We start from the raw sequence: 18940 nt of genomic DNA on the forward strand, positions 1-18940 counted from the left end.
TGACGCTAACCCCCGCTGTCGTAGACTCCGCACATCCGTCAGGGAGTAGCGGTTATGCAGCGTTTTCGCGGTTGGGTTGTCGGATTGACCTTAGTTACGTGTGCAGTTCAGGCGCAAACGCCCGGGGCAGACGATCCGCTGCTGGATAATCCGGGGACGGCGGCGGCTACCGCGAGCAGCGAGGCGCGGGGGGTGTTGCGGGCGCGTGATCAGGCGACGCTGGCCAGTGAGCTTTCCGGGCGGATTGTCGAGTTGCCGTTCAGCGAGGGCGAGTCGTTCAAGAAGGGTGATACGTTGGCCCGTTTCGATTGCTCGGCCTATCAAGCGCAGCTGAATGCCGCGCAGGCGGCCAGCCGTGGTGCCGGTGAAGAGCTGGCGCACAACAAACAGTTGGCTGCACTCAACTCTGTCGGGCGTTTCGAAGTGGCGCGGGCCGAGGCCAAGGTCAGCGAAACCCAGGCGCAATCCCAGGTTTATCAAGTGCAGGTCAAGCGCTGCAGCGTGGTCGCGCCGTTCGACGGGCAGGTAGTCGAGCGCAAGGTGCAGCGCTATGAAAGCGTGCCGGCTGGCGCACCGCTGCTCGATGTAGTGGATAACCGTACCCTCGAAATTCATCTGCTGGTGCCGTCGCGCTGGATGGCCAGACTCAAGCCCGGCCAGACCTTCAGCTTCGTTCCTGATGAAACCGGCCAGCCGATCGACGCCACGGTCAAACGTCTCGGCGCGCGAATCGATGAAGGCAGTCAGACCCTGTTGCTGGTCGCCACACTTCCCGAAGCCAAAGGTTTGCTCGCCGGCATGAGTGGCACCGCGCGTTTCCCGGAGCTTAAGTGAACGCGCCGGTGAGCGGCGCCGCTGAACAGGTGTTCGCGCGGTTTCTCGACCTTGAACGGCAGACTCGCGCTGCCCGCGATGCCGCGCAACTGGCCTACAGCCTGGTCAATGACGGCCAGTCGTTGTTTGGCTTTCGTCATACCGCGTTATTGATCGCCGGCAAGGTTCAAGCCGTGACCGGCGTCAGTGCGGTCGAGCCGAATGCGCCGTTCGTGGCGTTCGTCGAGCAGGCCGTGGCGCAGTTGTTCAAGCAGGATGTGCTGAAGCAGGCGCGAGTGATTGCGCCGGAGTTGCTCAGCGAATCAATTCAGGCCGACTGGCGTAGTCTGTCCGCCACGCAGGTGTTTTGGCTGCCGCTGGTTGATCGTGATGCGCAGGTGTTTGGCGGCTTGTGGCTGGCCCGTGATGTGCCGTGGAATCCTTCCGAACAAGTTTTGCTGTCGCAATTGGGCGACACCTACAGCCATGCCTGGCTGGCGCTGCAACCGCGCAAACCGTGGCGACTGCGCTGGACCCGTAAACGTCAGGTGGCACTGGTCGCGCTGCTGTTGCTCGGGCTGTTGATCCCGGTGCGTCAATCGGTGCTGGCCCCGGCCGAAGTGGTGCCGCTGGGCGGGCGCGTGGTGGCGGCGCCGCTGGACGGAGTGATCGCCGAGTTTCTGGTCAAACCCAATCAAACGGTGAAAACCGGCGATGTGCTGGTGCGTTTCGAAAGCACCACGCTCAAGGCGCAGGCCGATGTCGCTGAGCGTGCGCTGGGTGTGGCCGAAGCTGAACTGAAATCCAATTCCCAGCGCTCGTTTGCCGATGCCGAGTCGAGCGCAAAAGTCGACTTGCTTGCCGCTCGCGCTGAGCAAAAACGCGCCGAGCGTGACTACGCCCGCGAGTTGCTCAAGCGCAGCGAAGTCCGCGCCGAGCGCGACGGCATTGCGGTGTTCGCCGACGCCGAACGCTTGACCGGCAAACCGGTGCAGACCGGCGAACGCCTGATGGACATCGCCGACCCGAACCAGGCCGAACTGCGTATCGAATTGGCGGTAGGCGATGCAATTTCGTTGGAGCCTGGTGCCGAAGTGGCGTTGTTTCTCGACAGCGATCCGCTGAAGCGCCATCTCGCCTCACTGGAACGCTCGGCATACGAGGCGCAGCCGACGGCGGGCGGTCAACTGGCCTATCGGCTCGACGCCAATTTTACCGAGGCGCCGCCACGCATTGGCCTGCGCGGCACGGCGAAAATCTTCGGCGACCGCGCGCCGTTGGCGCTGTACTTGTTGCGCCGGCCACTGGCCGGTTTGCGCCAGAGTGTGGGTCTGTAGATGAATCTGCCGAGCCTGCGTGCCGACCTGCAACTGTCGCCCGCGGCGCCGGCCCTGGACGGTTCGCCGCGCTGGACCCTCGCCGATCCGGTGCGCGGCCGTTACTTCAAGCTCGGCGCGGCGGCGATGCGCCTGCTGCGGCATTGGTCGCTGGGTGACGCTGAGGAAGTATTGCGCGCGGCCAATCGCGAGCCGGGTTTACCGCTGGCCGGCACGGAGCTTGAGCAGTTGCTGGAGTTTCTGCGCGGACACGATTTGATCAGTGCGCTCGACGATCAACAACGCGCCAGCTACCGCCTCAAGGCCTTGGCGCAGAAGCAAAGCCTGTGGCAAATCCTCCTGCATCAATACCTGTTTTTCCGCATTCCGTTGTGGCGCCCGGACGCGTTTCTCAATCGCGCCTGGCCGTGGCTGGAGCGCTTCGGCCCGCGCCTGCTGCGTTACGGGTTACCGGCGACGCTGACGTTGGGTGTGTTTCTGGTCTCGCGCGACTGGCAGCGCTTTGTCGGCACCTTTCCGCACCTGTTCAGCCTCGGCGGCGCGTTGGCGTTTGGCGTGGCGTTGTTCTTCGCCAAGCTCTGTCACGAATTCGGCCATGCGTTCATGGCCAAGCGCGCGGGCTGTCGGGTACAGAGCATGGGCGTGGCGTTTATGGTTTTGCTGCCGATGTTCTACACCGATGTCAGCGATGCCTGGCGGGTCAATGATCGCCGTGCGCGATTGCTGATCGGTGCCGGCGGTGTGCTCGCGGAATTGCTGCTGGCATGTATCGCGTTGCTGGCTTGGTCGTTGCTGCCGGATGGGCCGGGACGCACGGCGGCGTTCATGCTCGCCAGCGCCACGTGGATCACCACGCTGGTGGTCAACCTCAATCCCTTCATGCGCTTCGATGGTTATTTTCTGATCAGTGATTTCTGGGAAGTCGACAATTTGCAGGGCCGCGCATTTGCCCTGTGTCGCTGGCGCCTGCGTGAATTTTTGTTCGGCTATGGCGCCCCGGCGCCGGAGCCGTGGTCGCCGAAGATGCAACGGCGTTTGCTGATCTGGGGGTATGGCTCATGGTTGTGGCGTGCGGCGTTGTTTTTCGGGATCGCGCTGGCGGTCTATCACCTGTTCTTCAAGGTGTTGGGGATCTTCCTGATGCTGGTGGAACTGGTGTGGTTCATTTTTTTGCCGATCATGCGTGAGTGGCGCCAGTGGTGGAGCCACCGCGAACAAGCGCACGGCCCGCGCGTGCTACTCAGTGCGCTGGCGCTGCTCGGGTTGTTGCTGGTGCTGATCGTGCCGTGGCGCAGTTCGGTGGAGTTGCCGACCATGCTCGAGGCCGGGCGCGCCAGTGCCCTGCATGCACCAACGGCGGCGCGGGTCAAAGCGGTAAACGTGACGGACGGGCAGAAGGTTGCTCAGGGCGATGTGCTGATTGAACTGGAATCGCCCGATCTCGAGTCGCGGCTGGCGATCGTGCGCCGGGAAATCCAGATTCAGCAGCTATTGATGCGCCGTCAGGCCAGTCGTAGCGAAACCGCCGCCGATGCCGGCATTGTCGAGCAAAGGCTGGCCGAAGCAGTCGCCGAATACCGCGGGCTGACGGCGCAACGCGAACGCCTGCTGCTGCGCGCACCGCAGGCCGGCAGCGTGCGTGATCTGCTGCCGAACATGACGGTCGGGCGCTGGTTGTCGAGCAAGGATGCACTGGCCCGGGTCGTCGAAGACGGCGCGCGCCTGCGCGGCTATCTGGCGGAAGCCGAATTGTGGCGAGTCAAACCCGGGGCCAGTGGCCGCTTTATCGCCGATGACCCGATGCACCCGGCACTCGCCGTGCAACTGAATGAAATCGACACCAACGGCGTGGCGTACGTCGATCAGGAAGCACTGACCTCCGATCACCACGGGCCGATTGCCGTGCGCCGCGATCAACAGCAGCGGGCCGAACCGGTGCAGGCGCAATACGGCGCGCGGCTCAGCGTGCTGGACGATGCGTCGACACCGCCGCAACCGTTGCGCGGTGTTGTGATTTTGCAAGGCAGTGGCGAATCGTTGCTCGGTGTGGCATGGCGCCGAATGGCGGCGCTGGGGGTCAGGGAAAGCGGTTTCTAACGGAGAGCATGATGGCGGACAGCGCAGCAGTGGCGGCAGACGGATTGGTGGTGCGGCCTTCGCGGGCAACCGACAGGCCGTTTTTGCAAAGTCTTTATCAAACGGCGCGGCCGGATCTGCAATGGGTCGACGGCGAGCCGGAACAGGTGCAGCAACTGGTCGCCCAGCAGTTTCAGGTGCAGGAGCTGGGCATGGGCGACAACTACCCCAACGCCATGCACTACGTGGTGGAAAAGCTCGGCACGGCGATCGGAGCATTGAGTACTGATTTCGGCGCTAACGAGATTCGCGTGTTGTATCTGGCGTTCATCCCAAAAGCGCGTGGCCAGGGCTTTGGTCGCGCCGTGCTGCAAGGTGTACAGAAAGCCGCGCAACAGATTCGCTGCCCGGTGGCGACGGTGGTCTGGACCAGCAATCCCCATGCGCGACGGCATTACCTCGCGCTCGGGTTTGCGGTTGAAGAAAGCAACCCGGCGGCGGAGCGACTGGTCTGGTATCCCCGGTAATCTCCGTGCAGGAGCTGCCGACGGCTGCTCCTTGGGTTCGGCTCAGTTGAAGGTGATGTGGAAGTAAGCCAGCTCTGGCGGCCGCCCCATCGGTGGTACCCGCGACACGAAGATGCCGTCCACTCGCCCCAGTTCAGGCAACTCCAGTGCACATAAACCATCGACGAATTCAGTGGCTTCCAGGCTGCTCAATTCGACGCTGAATGGCATGCGCTCGCTGTAACGCATTTGCGCCAGCGGTTTCTCTGCGAGTTCGCCGATATGGATTTGCAATGCACTGCCATCGGGCAGATACAGGGTGCCGATCCGCCCGAGAAGGGCCTGGAAATGTTGGCTTTTAACCGATTGCAGCATGGTCTCGCTCCGGCAAAGTGGGGAACCGGGGGATGTGATCCCCCGGTGATCGATCAGTTACGCGAAGGGAAAATGCCGTTCAGCGCGATGCTGAAGTTGAGCACCAGATACGGGTTCATGATGGGCAGCGGCAGGCCGTTGCCAGTTGGCGAGATCGTGCCGCTGATGGTGGTCGCAGCACCTTTGAGAGGAATGGCTGACGCGCCCTGAGCATCGGAAAAGATATTCGCCAGCCCCGGCCCGGTGCCCGAAGCACCAATGTAGGCATTGGTCGCCGTCGGAGCGCCCAACGGGTTGCTGGCCGGGTTGGCCAGTTGCACGGTGGTGGTGGCGGTGAGGCCGGCGAGGGTGTGAGTGTGATTCGGCAGGTTGTTGAGGGTGGCAGTGACTTGTTCGGCGCCGGAGATTTCTCCCATGACTCTCGGCGTCAGGCCCCCGCCATTGCCTTGGCAGATCGGCATGCGGCTCTGCAGGTTGGGCAGGCCGAAGTTGACGGTGCCGTTGCCGCCGTAGGTGGTGCCGAGCAATGCAAACAGCGCCTGGTTCTGGTTGATTCCGATGATCTGACCGTTGCACAAGGCCCAGCCGCTGGGCGCGTAGTTGAAGGCAAACGTCAGAACAGTGCCCATGTAAACGTCCATAAAGTCCTTATCCTTCTGATTGGTTGTCGGCGGGCCGCTAGTGGGATCAGGCTGATGCTATTGCCTTGGCACTCCGTGGCCAGGTCACGCCACGCCAGAGCGTAGACGCGGATTGGCAAGGTTGCCGGGTGTCGTGAAGTCGCAAATCGGCATCGACGGTGCTCCTGCGCCTGACCTAGAGTGACTGGCAGGTTCTGGCTCATACAGGCGTGGTGTCGTGGCACGGCAAGAGGAAGCAATGGCGGTCAACAGAGTGACACCGGTGGGCGACACACAGGATCCGCAGGCAACACCGGGGTCGTGGTTTGGCCGCTTGCGCTTGATCCGCTGGGCCAGGGATCACTGGCTGCTGCCGATCCTGCTCTTGGCCGCCGCTGTGCGTTTTTACGATCTGACCGCTGCGGCGATTTGGGGTGATGAAGGTTCCAGCCTGCTGCTGGCGCGCTACTCGCTGGGCGATATCTGGCGCCACGCCGCATTCGATGTGCACCCGCCGCTGTACTTCATGCTGCTGCATGGCTGGATCGAACTGTTCGGCGACGGCATTTTTGCCATCCGCTGCCTCAGCGCTCTGACCGGTATCGCCGCGGTCGGAATGGGCATCTGGCTGGTGGATCGCTTGGCCACGCGCCGCGCGGCGATCCTCGCCGGGCTGCTGTTGGCGCTGTTGCCGACGGCGGTGCGCTACAGCCAGGAAGTGCGCATGTATTCGCTGCTCGGCCTGTTGCTGATCGCCGCGACGCTGGCGCTGGTCTACTGGATCCGCCGGCCGCAGCGTCATCGCTATCTGGTGATTTATGCGCTGTTGATGACGGCGGCGCTCTACACACATTACTTCGCGGTGCTGGCGGCGCTGTGTCACTGGATTTATCTGACGGTGATTCGGTTTCAGCGCGGCTATCGCTTGCGACATATCCAGCGCCCGGTCTGGTGGCTGGCGAATCTGGCCATCGCTGCGCTGTACTTGCCGTGGCTACCCAACTTGCTCGATCTGACGCAGCACATGGAGCAGCTCAAGGTCGGTGGCGATGTCGGCTGGGAGGATCCGGTGACGCTGGCGTCGTTGCCGTCGATGATCTGGACATGGTTGATCCAGGATGACGGCGAACACTTGCCTTTGCTGGTGTTCGGCGCATTGCCGCTGGCGTTGTTGCTGCTGGCGGCGGTGGCGGTCATGCGTGATCGCAGCGTGTCGCGCGGCAGTGTCCTGCTGGCGTTGTACACCGGCTTACCGCTGTTGCTGGTGTTTGCGGTGTCGTTCATCACACCGGTATTCATCGAGCGCTATCTGACCGCTTATGCCCTGGGTTTGCCGCTGCTGACAGCACTGGCCATCGACCGTTTGTACAGTCGAGTGCGGGTCTTCGCGTTAGCGGTGCTGGTGGCGTTGCTCGGCTTGGAAATGGTTGGCCTGAACAACAATGCCGCGGTCGACAGCAATGATCAGTTCGATCACGTGGTGCACTACGTCAATCAGCATTTCCAGCCCGGTGATCGCATCGTTACCAGCGACATGCTCTGGTACTTGAGTTACGTCTACTACGATCGAACTGGCGCAAAGGTGCGGCTGTACACGCCGCCGGCTGCGGATGGCCGTTCGACGCGCCCGAACGAATATGGCTTCGGTACGCTGGTCAGCGACGATGTCTACCTCGACAGCCTTGCCGAGGTTGCTGGCAATGCCCGGATATGGCTGGTCGGCACCCTCGATGACCCGGCAGAATTTGCACCGTTGCCCGCCACCTGGCAGATCAGCGCGCAAGTCCATGCGGGCGGGGCGCAAGCGCGGTTGATCACGCCGCAATCTGCAGCCAAATAGGTGCGGGTCAGACTAAAACGTTTCACCTTCAAATTCGCGATTAAAAATTAACGGATTAGTTCTTTTTGCTCTTGGTTGATATCAAAACACTACTAGTCGCAAGGTGGTTGTTGGACTACGCTTTGTCGGACAAAGGGACTTTAGATCAGGGTGAAGGGATTGCAGCAGTTCCACTTTATCTCCGGCTTGCCGCGTTCAGGCTCCACCCTGCTTTCTGCGATTCTCCTGCAGAACCCGCGCTTTCACGCCGGCATGACCAGCCCGGTCGGATCGCTGTTCTCAAGTGTCCTCGAGCAATGCAGCGCCGGCAGCGAGTACGGTGCGGTGATCGACACCGACATGCGCCGTCGCCTTTTGCGTGGTCTGTTCGACTCCTACTATGCCGACAAGGCCGACAAACCGGTGGTGTTCGACACCAACCGGCAGTGGAGCTCGCGTCTGCCGGCACTCAACGACCTGTTTCCTCACGCCAAAGTCATCGCCTGCGTGCGCAACGTCGCTTGGGTGATGGACAGTCTCGAACGGCTGTACCGCGCCAATCCCTTTGAAAACACCAAACTGTTTGGCGATGCCGTGGAGCGCAACACGGTGTACAGCCGTTGCGAAACCCTGGCTCAGCGCAATCGCCTGGTGGGTTTTGCCTGGGCGGCGCTCAAGGAAGCCTATTACGGCGAACACGCGGACTCACTGCTGATCATCGATTACGACTTGTTGACCCAGGCGCCGGAACGCGTGCTGCGGCTGGTCTATGAATTCATCGGTGAACCCTGGTTCGAGCACGATTTCGAACATCTGGCCTATGACGCGCCGGAGTTCGACCAAGGCCTTGGCCTGGCTGGCCTGCACAAGGTCAAACCCAAGGTTGCCTTGCAGTCACGGCGCACCATTTTGCCGCCCGACCTGTTCAAGCAATACGCTGATTTGTCCTTTTGGCTCGATGGCTCAGCCAGCGCCGCCAATGTCATTCGTATGAAATCCGACGCCGCGATCAGTTGATCGCGGCGTTTTTCATTGATGCCTTACGTACCTTCGTTCGAGTTCGGGTGAGCAACATGTGGTGGAGCATTTTTGGCGGTGCAAAGGTCAAGTCTCGGGCTACCGCAGGTCAGCGTTCGCTGGCCGCGCCGATGATCATGTCGCTGGAGCCGCGCATGCTGTTCGACGGTGCGGTCGCTGCCACGGTGGCCGATACCGCTGCGCAAGCGGACAGCCATGCCCCCACCGCGGCCGATGCGGCCAAGGCGCCGGCAGCCGATCATCCCGTTGCGAGCAAAGACACCCACGGCCAGGCCGATACCACGCCGGCGGCCAGTCCGGTCGCGGTGCCCGGCCAGAGTGTGGTGTTCGTCGATTCGCGGGTGAAGGATGCCGACAGCCTGCTGCAAGGCATTGCTCCTGGCACGCAAGTGGTGAAACTCGACGCGACCAAGGACGGTTTGCAGCAGATTGCCGACTTCCTTGATCAGCATCACGGCGTCAGCTCGGTGCAGATCATTGCCCACGGCAATGCCGGTGATTTGTGGCTGGGCAACAGTTATCTGTCGGCGGACAACGTCGCTCAACGCAGCGCGGTTCTCGCTGAAATCGGCAAGGACATGTCCGCTGGCGGCGATATCCTGATTTACGGCTGCTACACCGCCGAAGGTGATCGCGGCTTGAGTTTCGTCGACTCGCTGGCGCAACTGACCGGGCGTGACGTGGCTGCTTCGAACAACCGCACCGGTGTCGGCGGCGATTGGGATCTGGAGATCGCCACCGGCACCATCGAAAGCGCCAACGTGCTCTCGAGCAAAGCCATGAGCGAGTACCAGTGGGGCCTGGCCACCTGGACGGCGACCAACAACCTCAACTCGGGTGTCGGCTCGCTGCGCGCGGCGCTGGCCTCGGCGCAGAACGGCGACATTGTCACGTTCAGTTCCGGCATGACCGTGCAGCTTACTTCCGAGCTGCTGATCAACAAGAACATCACCGTCGATGGCGACCTGAACAACGACGGCGTGGCCGACGTGACCCTCGATGGTCAGTACAAAACCCGCGTGGTGGAAGTCACCTCCGGCAGCACCGTGACCCTCGACGGCCTGGTGATCACCAAAGGTCTGGTCGCCGGCAATGGTGGTAATGGCGGCTCAGCGGCGGCGGGCGCCATGGGCGGCGGCATTTTCAACGCCGGCATTCTTACCCTGAACAACGTCACTGTGACTGCGAACGCCGCTTCCGGCGGTGGTGGTGGCGGTGGTGTGACCGGCGGTTATGTCGGCGGCGGCGGTGGCGGCGGTGCGGGTATCGGTGGCCAGACCGGTGGTCATGGCGGTTCGTCCGGCCCAGCCACCGGCACTTATGCCGGGGGCGCAGGCAGTGCCAATGCCGGCGGTTATGGCGGTGGTTACAGCCCGACCGACATGGGCGGCCGGGGTGGCACCAGTACTGGTGGCGTGGGCGGCAATGGCGGCAGCGCCGGTGCCGGGTACAGTCATGGTGGCAATGGTGGTTCGGCGAGCAATGGCAGCCTGTCGATTGGCGGCGGCGGTGGCGGTTCCGGCTGGGACAAAGTCGGCGGCGTCGGCGGCAATGCGGCCGGCGGAATCTACAACGCTGCGAGCGGCACCCTGAAAGTCATCGGCACCTCGGTCATCAGCAACAACATTGCTGCCGGCGGCGGCGGTGGTGGTGGCGGTGGGGTCGGCAGCAACGGTGCCGATGGCGGTGCCGGCGGTCGCGGCGTCGGGGCGATCTGGAACAACGGCGGCGTGGTGCTGATCACCGCGAGCAACTTTGCCGCGATCAGCGGCAACGGCGCCGCCAGCGGTGGCGGTGGGCTTTCCAACGGCGGTTCGACCGGCACAACGCCGAGCGCACTGGTGGGGATCTACAACAACGGCGGTACGCTCAACACCGCTTACGTGGAGCCGCCGACCGCCACCATCGTGGTCGCCGACACCGCGCTGAATATTGGCGAAACCTCGCTGGTAACCATCACCTTCAGTCGCGCAGTAAACGGTTTTACCAACGCCGACCTGACCATTGCCAACGGCACGCTGACCAGTGTTTCCAGCGCCGATGGCGGAATCACCTGGACGGCGACCTTCACGCCGACCAACAACATCACCGACACCACTAACCTCATCACCCTCGACAACACCGGGGTGACGGCAGTCTCCGACAGCGTGGCAGGCGTCGGCACCACCAACTCGAACAATTACGCGATCGATACCCAGCGCCCGACTGCGACCATCGCCATGGCCGACACTGCGCTGAAAATCGGTGACACCTCACTGGTGACCATCACTTTCAGTGAAGCGGTGAGCGGTTTCACCAACGCCGACCTGACGATTGCCAACGGTACGCTGACCAATGTCTCCAGTGCCGACGGCGGCATTACCTGGACGGCGACCTTCACGCCGAGCAGCAGCATCAATGACGCGACCAACCTGATCACCCTGAACAACAGCGGTGTCGCGGATCTGGCCGGCAACGCCGGCAGCGGCACCACCGATTCAGCCAATTACGCCATCGACACCGTGCGACCGACAGCGACCATTGTCGTTGCCGACACCAATCTCGCGGCAGGCGAAACCTCTGTGGTGACCATCACCTTCAGCGAAGCGGTGAGCGGCTTCACCGCCGCCGACCTGACGGTGGCCAACGGCACCTTGACCGGACTGAGCAGCAGCGACGGCGGCATCACCTGGACCGCCACGCTGACGCCAACCACGAGCGTCACCGACGCGACCAACCTGATCACCCTGAACAACACCGGGGTCGCGGATCTGGCCGGCAACACTGGTACCGGCACCATGGATTCCAACAACTATGCAATCGATACGCTACGGCCGACGGCAACCATCGTGGTCGCCGACACTGCGCTGAAAATCGGCGAAACCTCGTTGGTGACCATCACCTTCAGCGAGGCGGTCAGCGGTTTCACCAACGCCGATCTGAGCATTGCCAACGGTACGCTGACCAATGTCTCCAGTGCCGACGGCGGCATCACCTGGACGGCGACTTTCACACCGACCAGCAGCATTACCGACGCCACCAACCTGATCACCCTGAATAACAGCGGGGTCGCCGATCTGGCGGGCAATACCGGCACCGGCACCACCGATTCCAACAATTACGCGGTCGACACCGTGCGGCCGACCGCCACCGTGGTGTTCGCGCAAAACGCCTTGAAAATCGGCGATACCTCGCTGGTGACCATCACCTTCAGCGAAGCGGTGAGCGGTTTCACCAACGCCGACCTGACCATCGCCAACGGCACCCTTACGGCGGTCAGCAGTGCGGACGGCGGGATTACCTGGACGGCGACGTTTACGCCGAGCGCGAACATCACCGATGCCACCAATCTGGTGACGCTGGACAACACCGGCGTGGCCGACCTGGCTGGCAACGCTGGCAGCGGCACCACCGATTCGAACAACTACAGCATCGACACCCAGCGTCCGACCGCGACCATCGTCATGGCCGATCCTGCCCTTAGCGCCGGTGAAACTTCGCTGGTGACGATTACCTTCAGCGAAGCTATCAGCGGTTTCACCAACGCCGACCTCACCGTCCCCAACGGCACGCTCACGGCGGTCAGCAGCGCCGATGGCGGCATCACCTGGACAGCGACGTTCACGCCGACCGTCGGGGTCAACGACACCAGCAACATCATCACCCTGGCCAACACCGGGATCGCTGACCTGGCCGGCAACGCCGGCACGGGCACCACCAACTCGGGCAACTTCACCATCAATACCGTGGCACCGACCGCCACCATCGTCGTTGCGGACAACAGCCTGACCATCGGCGAAACGTCGCTGGTGACCATCACCTTCAGCGAAGCGGTGACCGGTTTCAATAACGCCGACCTGACGATTGCCAACGGTACGCTGACGGCGGTGAGCAGCAGCGATGGCGGTATCACCTGGACAGCGACTTTCACGCCAACCAGCAACATCACCGACGCCTCCAACCTGATCACCCTCGACAACAGTGGTGTGCAAAACGCTTCCGGCAACGCGGGCAATGGCACCACCAACTCCAACAACTACGCCATCGACACCCAACGCCCAACGGCAACCATTGCACTTGCCGACTCGGCACTGGGCGTCGGCCAGACCACCACCGTGACCATCACTTTCAGCGAGGCGGTGAGCGGTTTGACTCTGGCCGATCTGACCGTGGCCAACGGCACGCTCTCCGGATTGAGCACGTCGGACAACATCACCTACACGGCGACGTTTACGCCGTCGGCGGGCGTCACCGACACCAGCAACATCATCACCCTGGACAACACCGGCATCACTGACATCGCGGGCAATTCCGGCAGCGGCACCACCGATTCGGCCAACTACGTCATCGACAGTCAGCGCCCGACTGCCACCATCGTCATCAGTGACACCGATCTGCGTCCCGGTGAAACCGCGCTCGTCACCATCACCTTCTCCGAGGCGGTCAGCGGATTCGACAACAGCGACCTGAGCGTCGCCAACGGCACGCTGAGCAATGTCTCGTCGAGTGACGGCGGCATCACCTGGACAGCGACGTTCACGCCGACCATCGGCGTCAGCGATGCCACTAACCTGATCGTGCTGAATAACAGTGGCATCAGCGATCTGGCCGGCAATGCCGGCATCGGCATCACCAACTCGGCCAACTATGCGGTGCAGACCGAAGTGCCGACCGCGACCATCGTCGTCGCGGATACCGCGCTCAAGGCCGGCGAAACCTCGACGGTGACCATCACCTTCAGCGAGGCGGTCAGCGGTTTCAGCAACGCGGATCTGACCATCGCCAACGGCACCCTGAGCAATGTGGCCTCCAGCGACGGTGGCGTTACCTGGACGGCGACGTTCACGCCGACTGCCAACATCACCGACACCACCAACCTGATTACCCTCGACAACAGTGGCGTAACCAACGCTTCTGGCAACAGTGGCGTCGGCACCACCGATTCGAACAATTTCGCCATCGACACGGCGTTGCCGACCGCAACCATTGTGGTCGCCGACAATCGTCTGGGCATTGGTGAAACCACCACGGTGACCATCACCTTCAGTGAGCCGGTCAGTGGTTTCGATCTGTCGGACATCAGCGTCGCCAACGGCACACTGGCGAACCTGACCAGCAGCGACGGCGGCATCACCTGGACCGCCACGCTGACGCCGACGGCGAACGTCAATGACACCACCAACCTGATCATCGTCGACACCGCCGGCGTGCAGGATCTGGCCGGCAACCTTGGCGCCAGCATCGCCATCTCCAACAACTATGCACTCGACGCGACCCGGCCCACGGTGGATATCGTGGTCGCCAATCCGCACCTGGGTATCGGCCAGACCACCACGGTGACCTTCACTTTCAGCGAGGCGGTGAGCAATTTCGACTTGTCCGACCTGAGCGTGACCAACGGTGATCTGAGCAACCTCAGCAGCAGTGATGGCGGCAAGACCTGGACCGCGACGTTCACGCCGACCGCCAATGTTACCGACCCAAGCAACTTCATTGCGCTGGACACCAGCAACGTCACTGATCTGGCGGGCAACGTCGGCAGCACGGTGGTGGTGTCGAACAACTATGCGCTGGACAGTGAGCGCCCGACGGCCACGGTGGTCATCGGCAATCCGAATCTGGGCATCGGCCAGACCTCGCAGGTGACCATCACCTTCAATGAGGCGGTCAGTGGTTTTGATCTGGCGGACATCAATGTCGGCAACGGTACTTTGTCTAACTTGAGCAGCAGCGACGGCGGCAAAACCTGGACCGCGACCCTGACGCCGAATGCCAACGTCAACAGTGCCAGCAATGCCATTAACGTCAACAGTGCCGGGGTCAGTGATCTGTCAGGCAACAGCGGCAGCGGTGTCAGCAGCTCCAACAATTACGCGATCAACACCGTGCCGCCGGTCGTTCCTCCCACTACGTCAACCAGTGTGGTGATTCCCGACCCACTGATTCGCAGCAGCGATCCGGTGGTGCCAGCACCGCCACCGAGCTTGCCGCTGCAACCGATCATCTTCACCGCGCCGACCGGCGACCTCGGCTCTCCGCTGACCTTTGCGCCACTGTTCGAGCAGCGGGTGATCGGCAACGGCATTCGCCCGCTGGGCGATATTTTCATGAACCACGGCGCCTTGAGCCCAAGCTTCATCGCTCAGGTATTCGGTAGCAGCGACAACGCGGGTGACGGCTCCGGCCACGGCTTCCTTGGCTTTGGCGGTGGTGACGGTGGCGTGTTCGGTAGCAGCACGCTGTCGAGTCTGTTCAATCAGGACAGCGCCGCCGACCGCGATTCGCTGAACGCGTTCGGCAGCCAGTCACTCAAGGCCGGCGATATTTCCCAGGGCCTGCGCGGCGTGTTTGGCGCGCCGACGCTGGGCCAGCAACTGCAAGAACTCAAAGACAACGAACAACACCGGGTCGACAACCTGGCGGCAGCACTGCAACAGGTCGGCATCAGCGAAATATCGGCCTGAACCAACCATTACTCAACACTGTGCAGGACCTAGGGGCGATCCAGGGATGAAGAGAAGTCAGAAGTTGTTCGGCGCCAGCCTGCTGGTGCTGGCGATCAGCGGATGTGCAGTGACCAGTGAACCGATTGAGCGCAGCGTCAGTGAACAGCGTGCCAAAAGCGATCTGCAAGGCATGTACAAGGATCAGGAACCGCTGCGCGGCCCGTTGACCCTGCACCAGGCCATGGCCCGCGCTGTGAAGTACAACCTCGAAGGCCGCTTGAAGATCATGGAGGAAGCGCTGGCCAAGCGGCAGCTCGACCTCGCCAGTTTCGACATGCTGCCGCGCATGGCGCTGGACGCCGGCTACGTCGGGCGTAACAACGTCAACGCCTCGAGCAGCCAGAGCGTACGTACTGGCACCCAGTCTCTGGAGCCGTCGACTTCGCAGGATCGTGATCGCGAAGTTGCCGACCTGACCATGGTCTGGAACGTCCTCGACTTCGGCGTCAGCTATATCAGCGCCAAACAGCAGGGCGACCAACGCCTGATCGTCCAGGAGCGTCGCCGCAAGGTGATCAACACCATCGTTCAGGACGTACGCTCGGCCTATTGGCGAGCGATGGCCGCCGAACGCCTGCTCAAGCAGATCGACAGCCTGATGGCGCGGGTACAGACCGCCCGCGACAACAGCCAGACCCTGAGCGACCAACGCATTGGCGATCCGGTGCAATCGCTCGGTTACCAGCGCTCGTTGATCGAAGCCACCCGCCAACTGGAAGAACAGCGCCGTGCCTTGTCGCTGGCGAAAACCGAACTGGCGACGCTGATCAACTTGCCGCTGGGCACCAATCTGACCTTGGCCACCGATGACGGTTATCAGATTCCTGAGCTCAAGGTCGATCTGGCCAAACTCGAACAGGAAGCCCTGACCAGTCGCCCGGAACTGCGTGAACAGGATTACCAGACGCGCATCAGCGCCGCCGAAACCCGCAAGGCCATGTTGCGCTTGCTGCCAGGCCTTGAGTTTTCCGCCGGTGGCCATTACGACAGCAACTCGTTCCTCGTCGAACAGGGCTGGGCCGATTACGGCGTGAAAGTCACCTGGAACCTGTTCAACGTGATCTCCGCACCCGCTGCAATCAACGTCGCCAAGGCCGGTGAAGAAGTCGCCACCGCGCGGCGTCAGGCGATGTCGATCGCGGTGCTCGCGCAGCTCTATGTGGCCAACGCCAACTATCAAGAAGCGTTGCGCCAGTTCAAGACCAATCAGCAACTGTCGGACATCGACGGACAAATCGTCGGCCAGTTGCGCAACCGCCATCAGGCGGCCGGGATCGGTGAACTGGAACTGATTCAAGGCGAGCTGAACAACCTGCAAGCGGATCTGCGCCGCGATCTGTCGTACGCCGACCTGCGCAATGCTTATGGCCAGATCTTCGCCAGCGCCGGCCTCGATCCGCTGCCGGATCAGGTGCAGTCGACCGAAGTGCAGTCGATCGCCACCGCGCTGGCCAACCGTGAATCGGCATGGGCGGCGGGGGATATTTCCGTGCCAGTGGTGGCGCATGCCCCAGCGCAGTGATGTGCTGGCGCCCGGCGCCAGCATCAGCCGCACGCAACGCGAGGCCCGCAATGGTCATCGGGGTGCGGCGATTCTGCTGACCGGTTTACCGGCGGCAGGCAAATCGACATTGGCGCAAGCGCTGCAGGCCACCCTGTTCGGGTGTGGCCGGCAAAGTGTGGTGCTCGATGGCGACAGTTTGCGGACCGGGCTCAACCAGGATTTGGGCTTCAGCGATGCCGATCGCCAGGAAAATATTCGCCGCGCCAGCGAACTCGCGGCGCTGCTGGTGGACAACGGGCAGATCGTGATTCTGGCGATGATTGCGCCGCTGGCCGAGCTGCGTGAGGTGTTTGCACAGCGCTTGGGGGACGACTATCGCGAAGTCTGGTGCAGCGCGTCACTGGCGGTGTGCGAACAGCGTGATCCGAAAGGTCATTACGCCCGCGCCCGACGCGGCGACTTGCCCGGGTTTACCGGCGTTTCCGCGCCCTACGAGCCGCCGGCGCAACCGTCGCTGGTGCTCGACACCGGTGCGCAAACGGTCGAAGCCTGCCTTGATCGATTGCTGACCTGGCTCGGCGAGTGCGCGGTGTTGCCCAGGACATGAGCCGGCCGGCGTTCTCGCGTTTGCCGGTGACGGTGGATTTGCCGCTGTTGCTGCAAGCGCTGGCGGCGATTGCCGACGACGCCTGGCGCAGTCACTTCAACACCGAGTATTTCTCGGGTGACTGGAGTGGCGTCGCGCTGATTTCGCCAGCCGATGCGTTGACCGAACTGTCGCCCGGTCGCGGTGAGCCGTTGCTACGCGAACCGTGGTTGCGTGATGAGCGCTGGCGCCACGGCTTGCGCAATCTGTCGCTGAATATCGTCAGCGCTCGACTGCTGCGCCTGGGCCCTGGGGCGCGGGTTCACGAACATCGCGATTACGATCTGAATGGCCCGGACGCCGATCGCCGTTTGCACATTCCGTTGCTCAGTCCGCCAAATGTCGACTTCTGGCTCGACGGCCAACGCGTGCCGATGGCCGCAGGGGAATGCTGGTTTCTCGATCTCGCCCGTCCGCACCGAGTGGATAACCGCGATACCTCTGCGCGTATTCATCTGGTTATCGATTGCAAACCCGATGCCTGGCTTGAGCAGATGATCGTCGAAGGATTGCCCGACACACCAGCGCCGGGTTTGGCCGATACCGACTTGCAGCGCTTTCAAAGGCTGGTGACTGAGGATGACTCGCTGTCATTGGCCTTGCGCACGCTGCATGACCCTGAGGTGTTTATCGCCCGAACGCTGGAACTCGCGGCGGAACGCGGCTTGGTATTTTCTCGCGAAGAACTGCGTACCGCGATGCGTAATGGTCGGCGGCAATGGAACGAACAATGGAGCGGTTGAGTTTCGACGGTTGGCTGCCCATTCGTGTCTGGCCGGTCGGCGGGCAGTGGCGGGTGGATTGGTGCTGGTTCGGTGAGACACCGCTGCATCAGCCGTTTTTCCGTGAGGCGGTGGACGATGCACTGCGGCTGCCCTTCAATCAGGCGTTTCGACGGCAGACGCCGCTGTCGGCGCTGACCGAATGGCAAGCGCAAAGCCCCGGCCTCGCACCAAGCGCTTTTATTCTGCACGCCTCGCGCTGTGGCTCGACGTTGATCAGTCAGATGCTCGCGCAGCTTGACGATCACATCGTGGTGTCGGAACCGCCACCGCTGGACGCACTGTTGCGCAACGAATTGCCTGCCATCGAACGCCGGGCGGTGATCACTGGATTGCTCTCGGCTTATGGTCAGCGCCGGCGCGGTATTGAACAGCGTTTAGTGGTCAAACTCGATGCCTGGAACATCGGTGAATGGCCGCTGTTGCAGACCTGTTTCCCGGACACGCCGTGGCTGTTTCTCTATCGTGATCCTTTGGAAATTGCCGTTTCTCATCTGCGCCGGCCGGGGATGCACATGGTGCCGGGGATGCTGGGCGAGTGTGTGCTGGAGGACGGTTTGCCGTTCGAAGGGCGCGAAGATTTTATCGCGCGGCGTTTGGGGCGGTTGTTGGAGGCGGGGTTGCTGCATTGTCGGGATTCGGCCGGTTTGGCGGTGAATTACAGCGAGTTGCCCGATGCGATGGCTGGGCGCTTGGCGCGATTCTTTCGATTGAATGATGTGCAGACTCAGCAGGTGTTTGCCGCTGCCGCGCAGCATGCGAAACAGCCTTCGCAAGTGTTTTTTGCCGATGGTGAAGACAAACGCCGCGAGGCTTCGGCGCTGTTGCAGGAACGTGTGCGCACTTTTGCGCTAGCACCATTTGAAGCCCTGGAAGAATTACGCGGCATTCAAAAGATCGCAGCCTTCGGCAGCTCCTACATTGAAATGTGATCCCCTG

At 62.2% G+C, this 18940-nt stretch carries 13 protein-coding genes; 11 read left to right on the plus strand and 2 right to left on the minus strand.

All coding sequences use genetic code 11. The features are described from left to right. Positions 1 to 54: 54 nt before the first annotated feature. The 4 genes from FGA82_RS09240 to FGA82_RS09255 are packed head-to-tail and all read left to right on the plus strand — an operon-like array spanning position 55 to position 4753. Positions 55 to 834 (plus strand): efflux RND transporter periplasmic adaptor subunit, encoded by a 780-nt coding sequence (locus tag FGA82_RS09240; protein WP_141126856.1) that lies wholly within the window; start codon positions 55 to 57, stop codon positions 832 to 834. Beyond that, positions 831 to 2150 carry an efflux RND transporter periplasmic adaptor subunit gene (locus FGA82_RS09245; RefSeq protein WP_141126857.1) on the plus strand — a complete coding sequence of 440 codons (1320 nt, stop codon included), beginning with the start codon at positions 831 to 833 and terminating at the stop codon, positions 2148 to 2150. Before FGA82_RS09240 ends, FGA82_RS09245 begins: the two co-directional genes overlap by 4 nt. Beyond that, positions 2151 to 4247 carry a biotin/lipoyl-binding protein gene (locus FGA82_RS09250; RefSeq protein ID WP_141126858.1) on the plus strand — a complete coding sequence of 699 codons (2097 nt, stop codon included), beginning with the start codon at positions 2151 to 2153 and terminating at the stop codon, positions 4245 to 4247. An 11-nt stretch (positions 4248 to 4258) separates the two neighbouring features. Continuing rightward, positions 4259 to 4753: a GNAT family N-acetyltransferase gene (locus FGA82_RS09255; RefSeq protein ID WP_141126859.1), complete on the plus strand. Its 495-nt coding sequence runs from the start codon at positions 4259 to 4261 to the stop codon at positions 4751 to 4753. Positions 4754 to 4795: 42 nt separating this feature from the next. Here FGA82_RS09255 and FGA82_RS09260 read toward each other — a convergent pair whose 3' ends face one another. Both FGA82_RS09260 and FGA82_RS09265 read right to left on the minus strand, forming a co-directional pair. Then, a complete protein-coding gene (locus FGA82_RS09260) occupies positions 4796 to 5107 on the minus strand; it encodes a DUF6916 family protein (protein ID WP_064117422.1) in 312 nt (103 codons plus the stop codon). Between the two features lie 53 nt (positions 5108 to 5160). Beyond that, positions 5161 to 5748, minus strand: coding sequence for a phage tail protein (locus tag FGA82_RS09265; protein ID WP_141126860.1), 588 nt, complete (start codon positions 5746 to 5748; stop codon positions 5161 to 5163). 238 nt (positions 5749 to 5986) lie between these two features. Here FGA82_RS09265 and FGA82_RS09270 point away from each other — a divergent pair, with 238 nt between their 5' ends. The 7 genes from FGA82_RS09270 to FGA82_RS09300 all read left to right on the plus strand — a co-directional run bounded on the left by FGA82_RS09270 (position 5987) and on the right by FGA82_RS09300 (position 18933). Beyond that, positions 5987 to 7567: a glycosyltransferase family 39 protein gene (locus FGA82_RS09270; RefSeq protein WP_141126861.1), complete on the plus strand. Its 1581-nt coding sequence runs from the start codon at positions 5987 to 5989 to the stop codon at positions 7565 to 7567. 150 nt (positions 7568 to 7717) lie between these two features. Beyond that, positions 7718 to 8563: a sulfotransferase family protein gene (locus FGA82_RS09275; protein ID WP_141126862.1), complete on the plus strand. Its 846-nt coding sequence runs from the start codon at positions 7718 to 7720 to the stop codon at positions 8561 to 8563. Between the two features lie 56 nt (positions 8564 to 8619). After that, positions 8620 to 15027 carry an Ig-like domain-containing protein gene (locus FGA82_RS09280; protein WP_141126863.1) on the plus strand — a complete coding sequence of 2136 codons (6408 nt, stop codon included), beginning with the start codon at positions 8620 to 8622 and terminating at the stop codon, positions 15025 to 15027. Positions 15028 to 15073: 46 nt separating this feature from the next. Further along, positions 15074 to 16591, plus strand: a complete 1518-nt coding sequence (locus tag FGA82_RS09285) for a TolC family protein (RefSeq protein ID WP_141126864.1) — start codon at positions 15074 to 15076, stop codon at positions 16589 to 16591. Then, positions 16575 to 17180 carry an adenylyl-sulfate kinase gene (gene cysC, locus FGA82_RS09290; protein WP_141126865.1) on the plus strand — a complete coding sequence of 202 codons (606 nt, stop codon included), beginning with the start codon at positions 16575 to 16577 and terminating at the stop codon, positions 17178 to 17180. Before FGA82_RS09285 ends, cysC begins: the two co-directional genes overlap by 17 nt. Further along, positions 17177 to 17962, plus strand: a complete 786-nt coding sequence (locus FGA82_RS09295; protein WP_141126983.1) for an aspartyl/asparaginyl beta-hydroxylase domain-containing protein — start codon at positions 17177 to 17179, stop codon at positions 17960 to 17962. Before cysC ends, FGA82_RS09295 begins: the two co-directional genes overlap by 4 nt. After that, positions 17950 to 18933, plus strand: coding sequence for a sulfotransferase family protein (locus FGA82_RS09300; RefSeq protein ID WP_141126866.1), 984 nt, complete (start codon positions 17950 to 17952; stop codon positions 18931 to 18933). The genes FGA82_RS09295 and FGA82_RS09300 overlap by 13 nt, the downstream gene beginning before the upstream one ends. Positions 18934 to 18940: the final 7 nt, after the last annotated feature.

It is taken from the genome of Pseudomonas fluorescens, assembly GCF_005938625.1.
In the GTDB taxonomy this organism is placed as follows: Bacteria; Pseudomonadota; Gammaproteobacteria; order Pseudomonadales; family Pseudomonadaceae; genus Aquipseudomonas; species Aquipseudomonas fluorescens_BD.

What these genes read in the sequence shown, in the direction of transcription:
- FGA82_RS09260 (WP_064117422.1), bottom strand. Translation starts at nt 5,107, where the DNA reads ATGCTGCAATCGGTTAAAAGCCAACATTTCCAGGCCCTTCTCGGGCGG.
- FGA82_RS09270 (WP_141126861.1), top strand. Translation starts at nt 5,987, where the DNA reads ATGGCGGTCAACAGAGTGACACCGGTGGGCGACACACAGGATCCGCAG.
- FGA82_RS09300 (WP_141126866.1), top strand. Translation starts at nt 17,950, where the DNA reads ATGGAGCGGTTGAGTTTCGACGGTTGGCTGCCCATTCGTGTCTGGCCG.
- cysC (WP_141126865.1), top strand. Translation starts at nt 16,575, where the DNA reads ATGCCCCAGCGCAGTGATGTGCTGGCGCCCGGCGCCAGCATCAGCCGC.
- FGA82_RS09250 (WP_141126858.1), top strand. Translation starts at nt 2,151, where the DNA reads ATGAATCTGCCGAGCCTGCGTGCCGACCTGCAACTGTCGCCCGCGGCG.
- FGA82_RS09295 (WP_141126983.1), top strand. Translation starts at nt 17,177, where the DNA reads ATGAGCCGGCCGGCGTTCTCGCGTTTGCCGGTGACGGTGGATTTGCCG.
- FGA82_RS09265 (WP_141126860.1), bottom strand. Translation starts at nt 5,748, where the DNA reads ATGGACGTTTACATGGGCACTGTTCTGACGTTTGCCTTCAACTACGCG.
- FGA82_RS09255 (WP_141126859.1), top strand. Translation starts at nt 4,259, where the DNA reads ATGGCGGACAGCGCAGCAGTGGCGGCAGACGGATTGGTGGTGCGGCCT.
- FGA82_RS09285 (WP_141126864.1), top strand. Translation starts at nt 15,074, where the DNA reads ATGAAGAGAAGTCAGAAGTTGTTCGGCGCCAGCCTGCTGGTGCTGGCG.
- FGA82_RS09240 (WP_141126856.1), top strand. Translation starts at nt 55, where the DNA reads ATGCAGCGTTTTCGCGGTTGGGTTGTCGGATTGACCTTAGTTACGTGT.
- FGA82_RS09280 (WP_141126863.1), top strand. Translation starts at nt 8,620, where the DNA reads ATGTGGTGGAGCATTTTTGGCGGTGCAAAGGTCAAGTCTCGGGCTACC.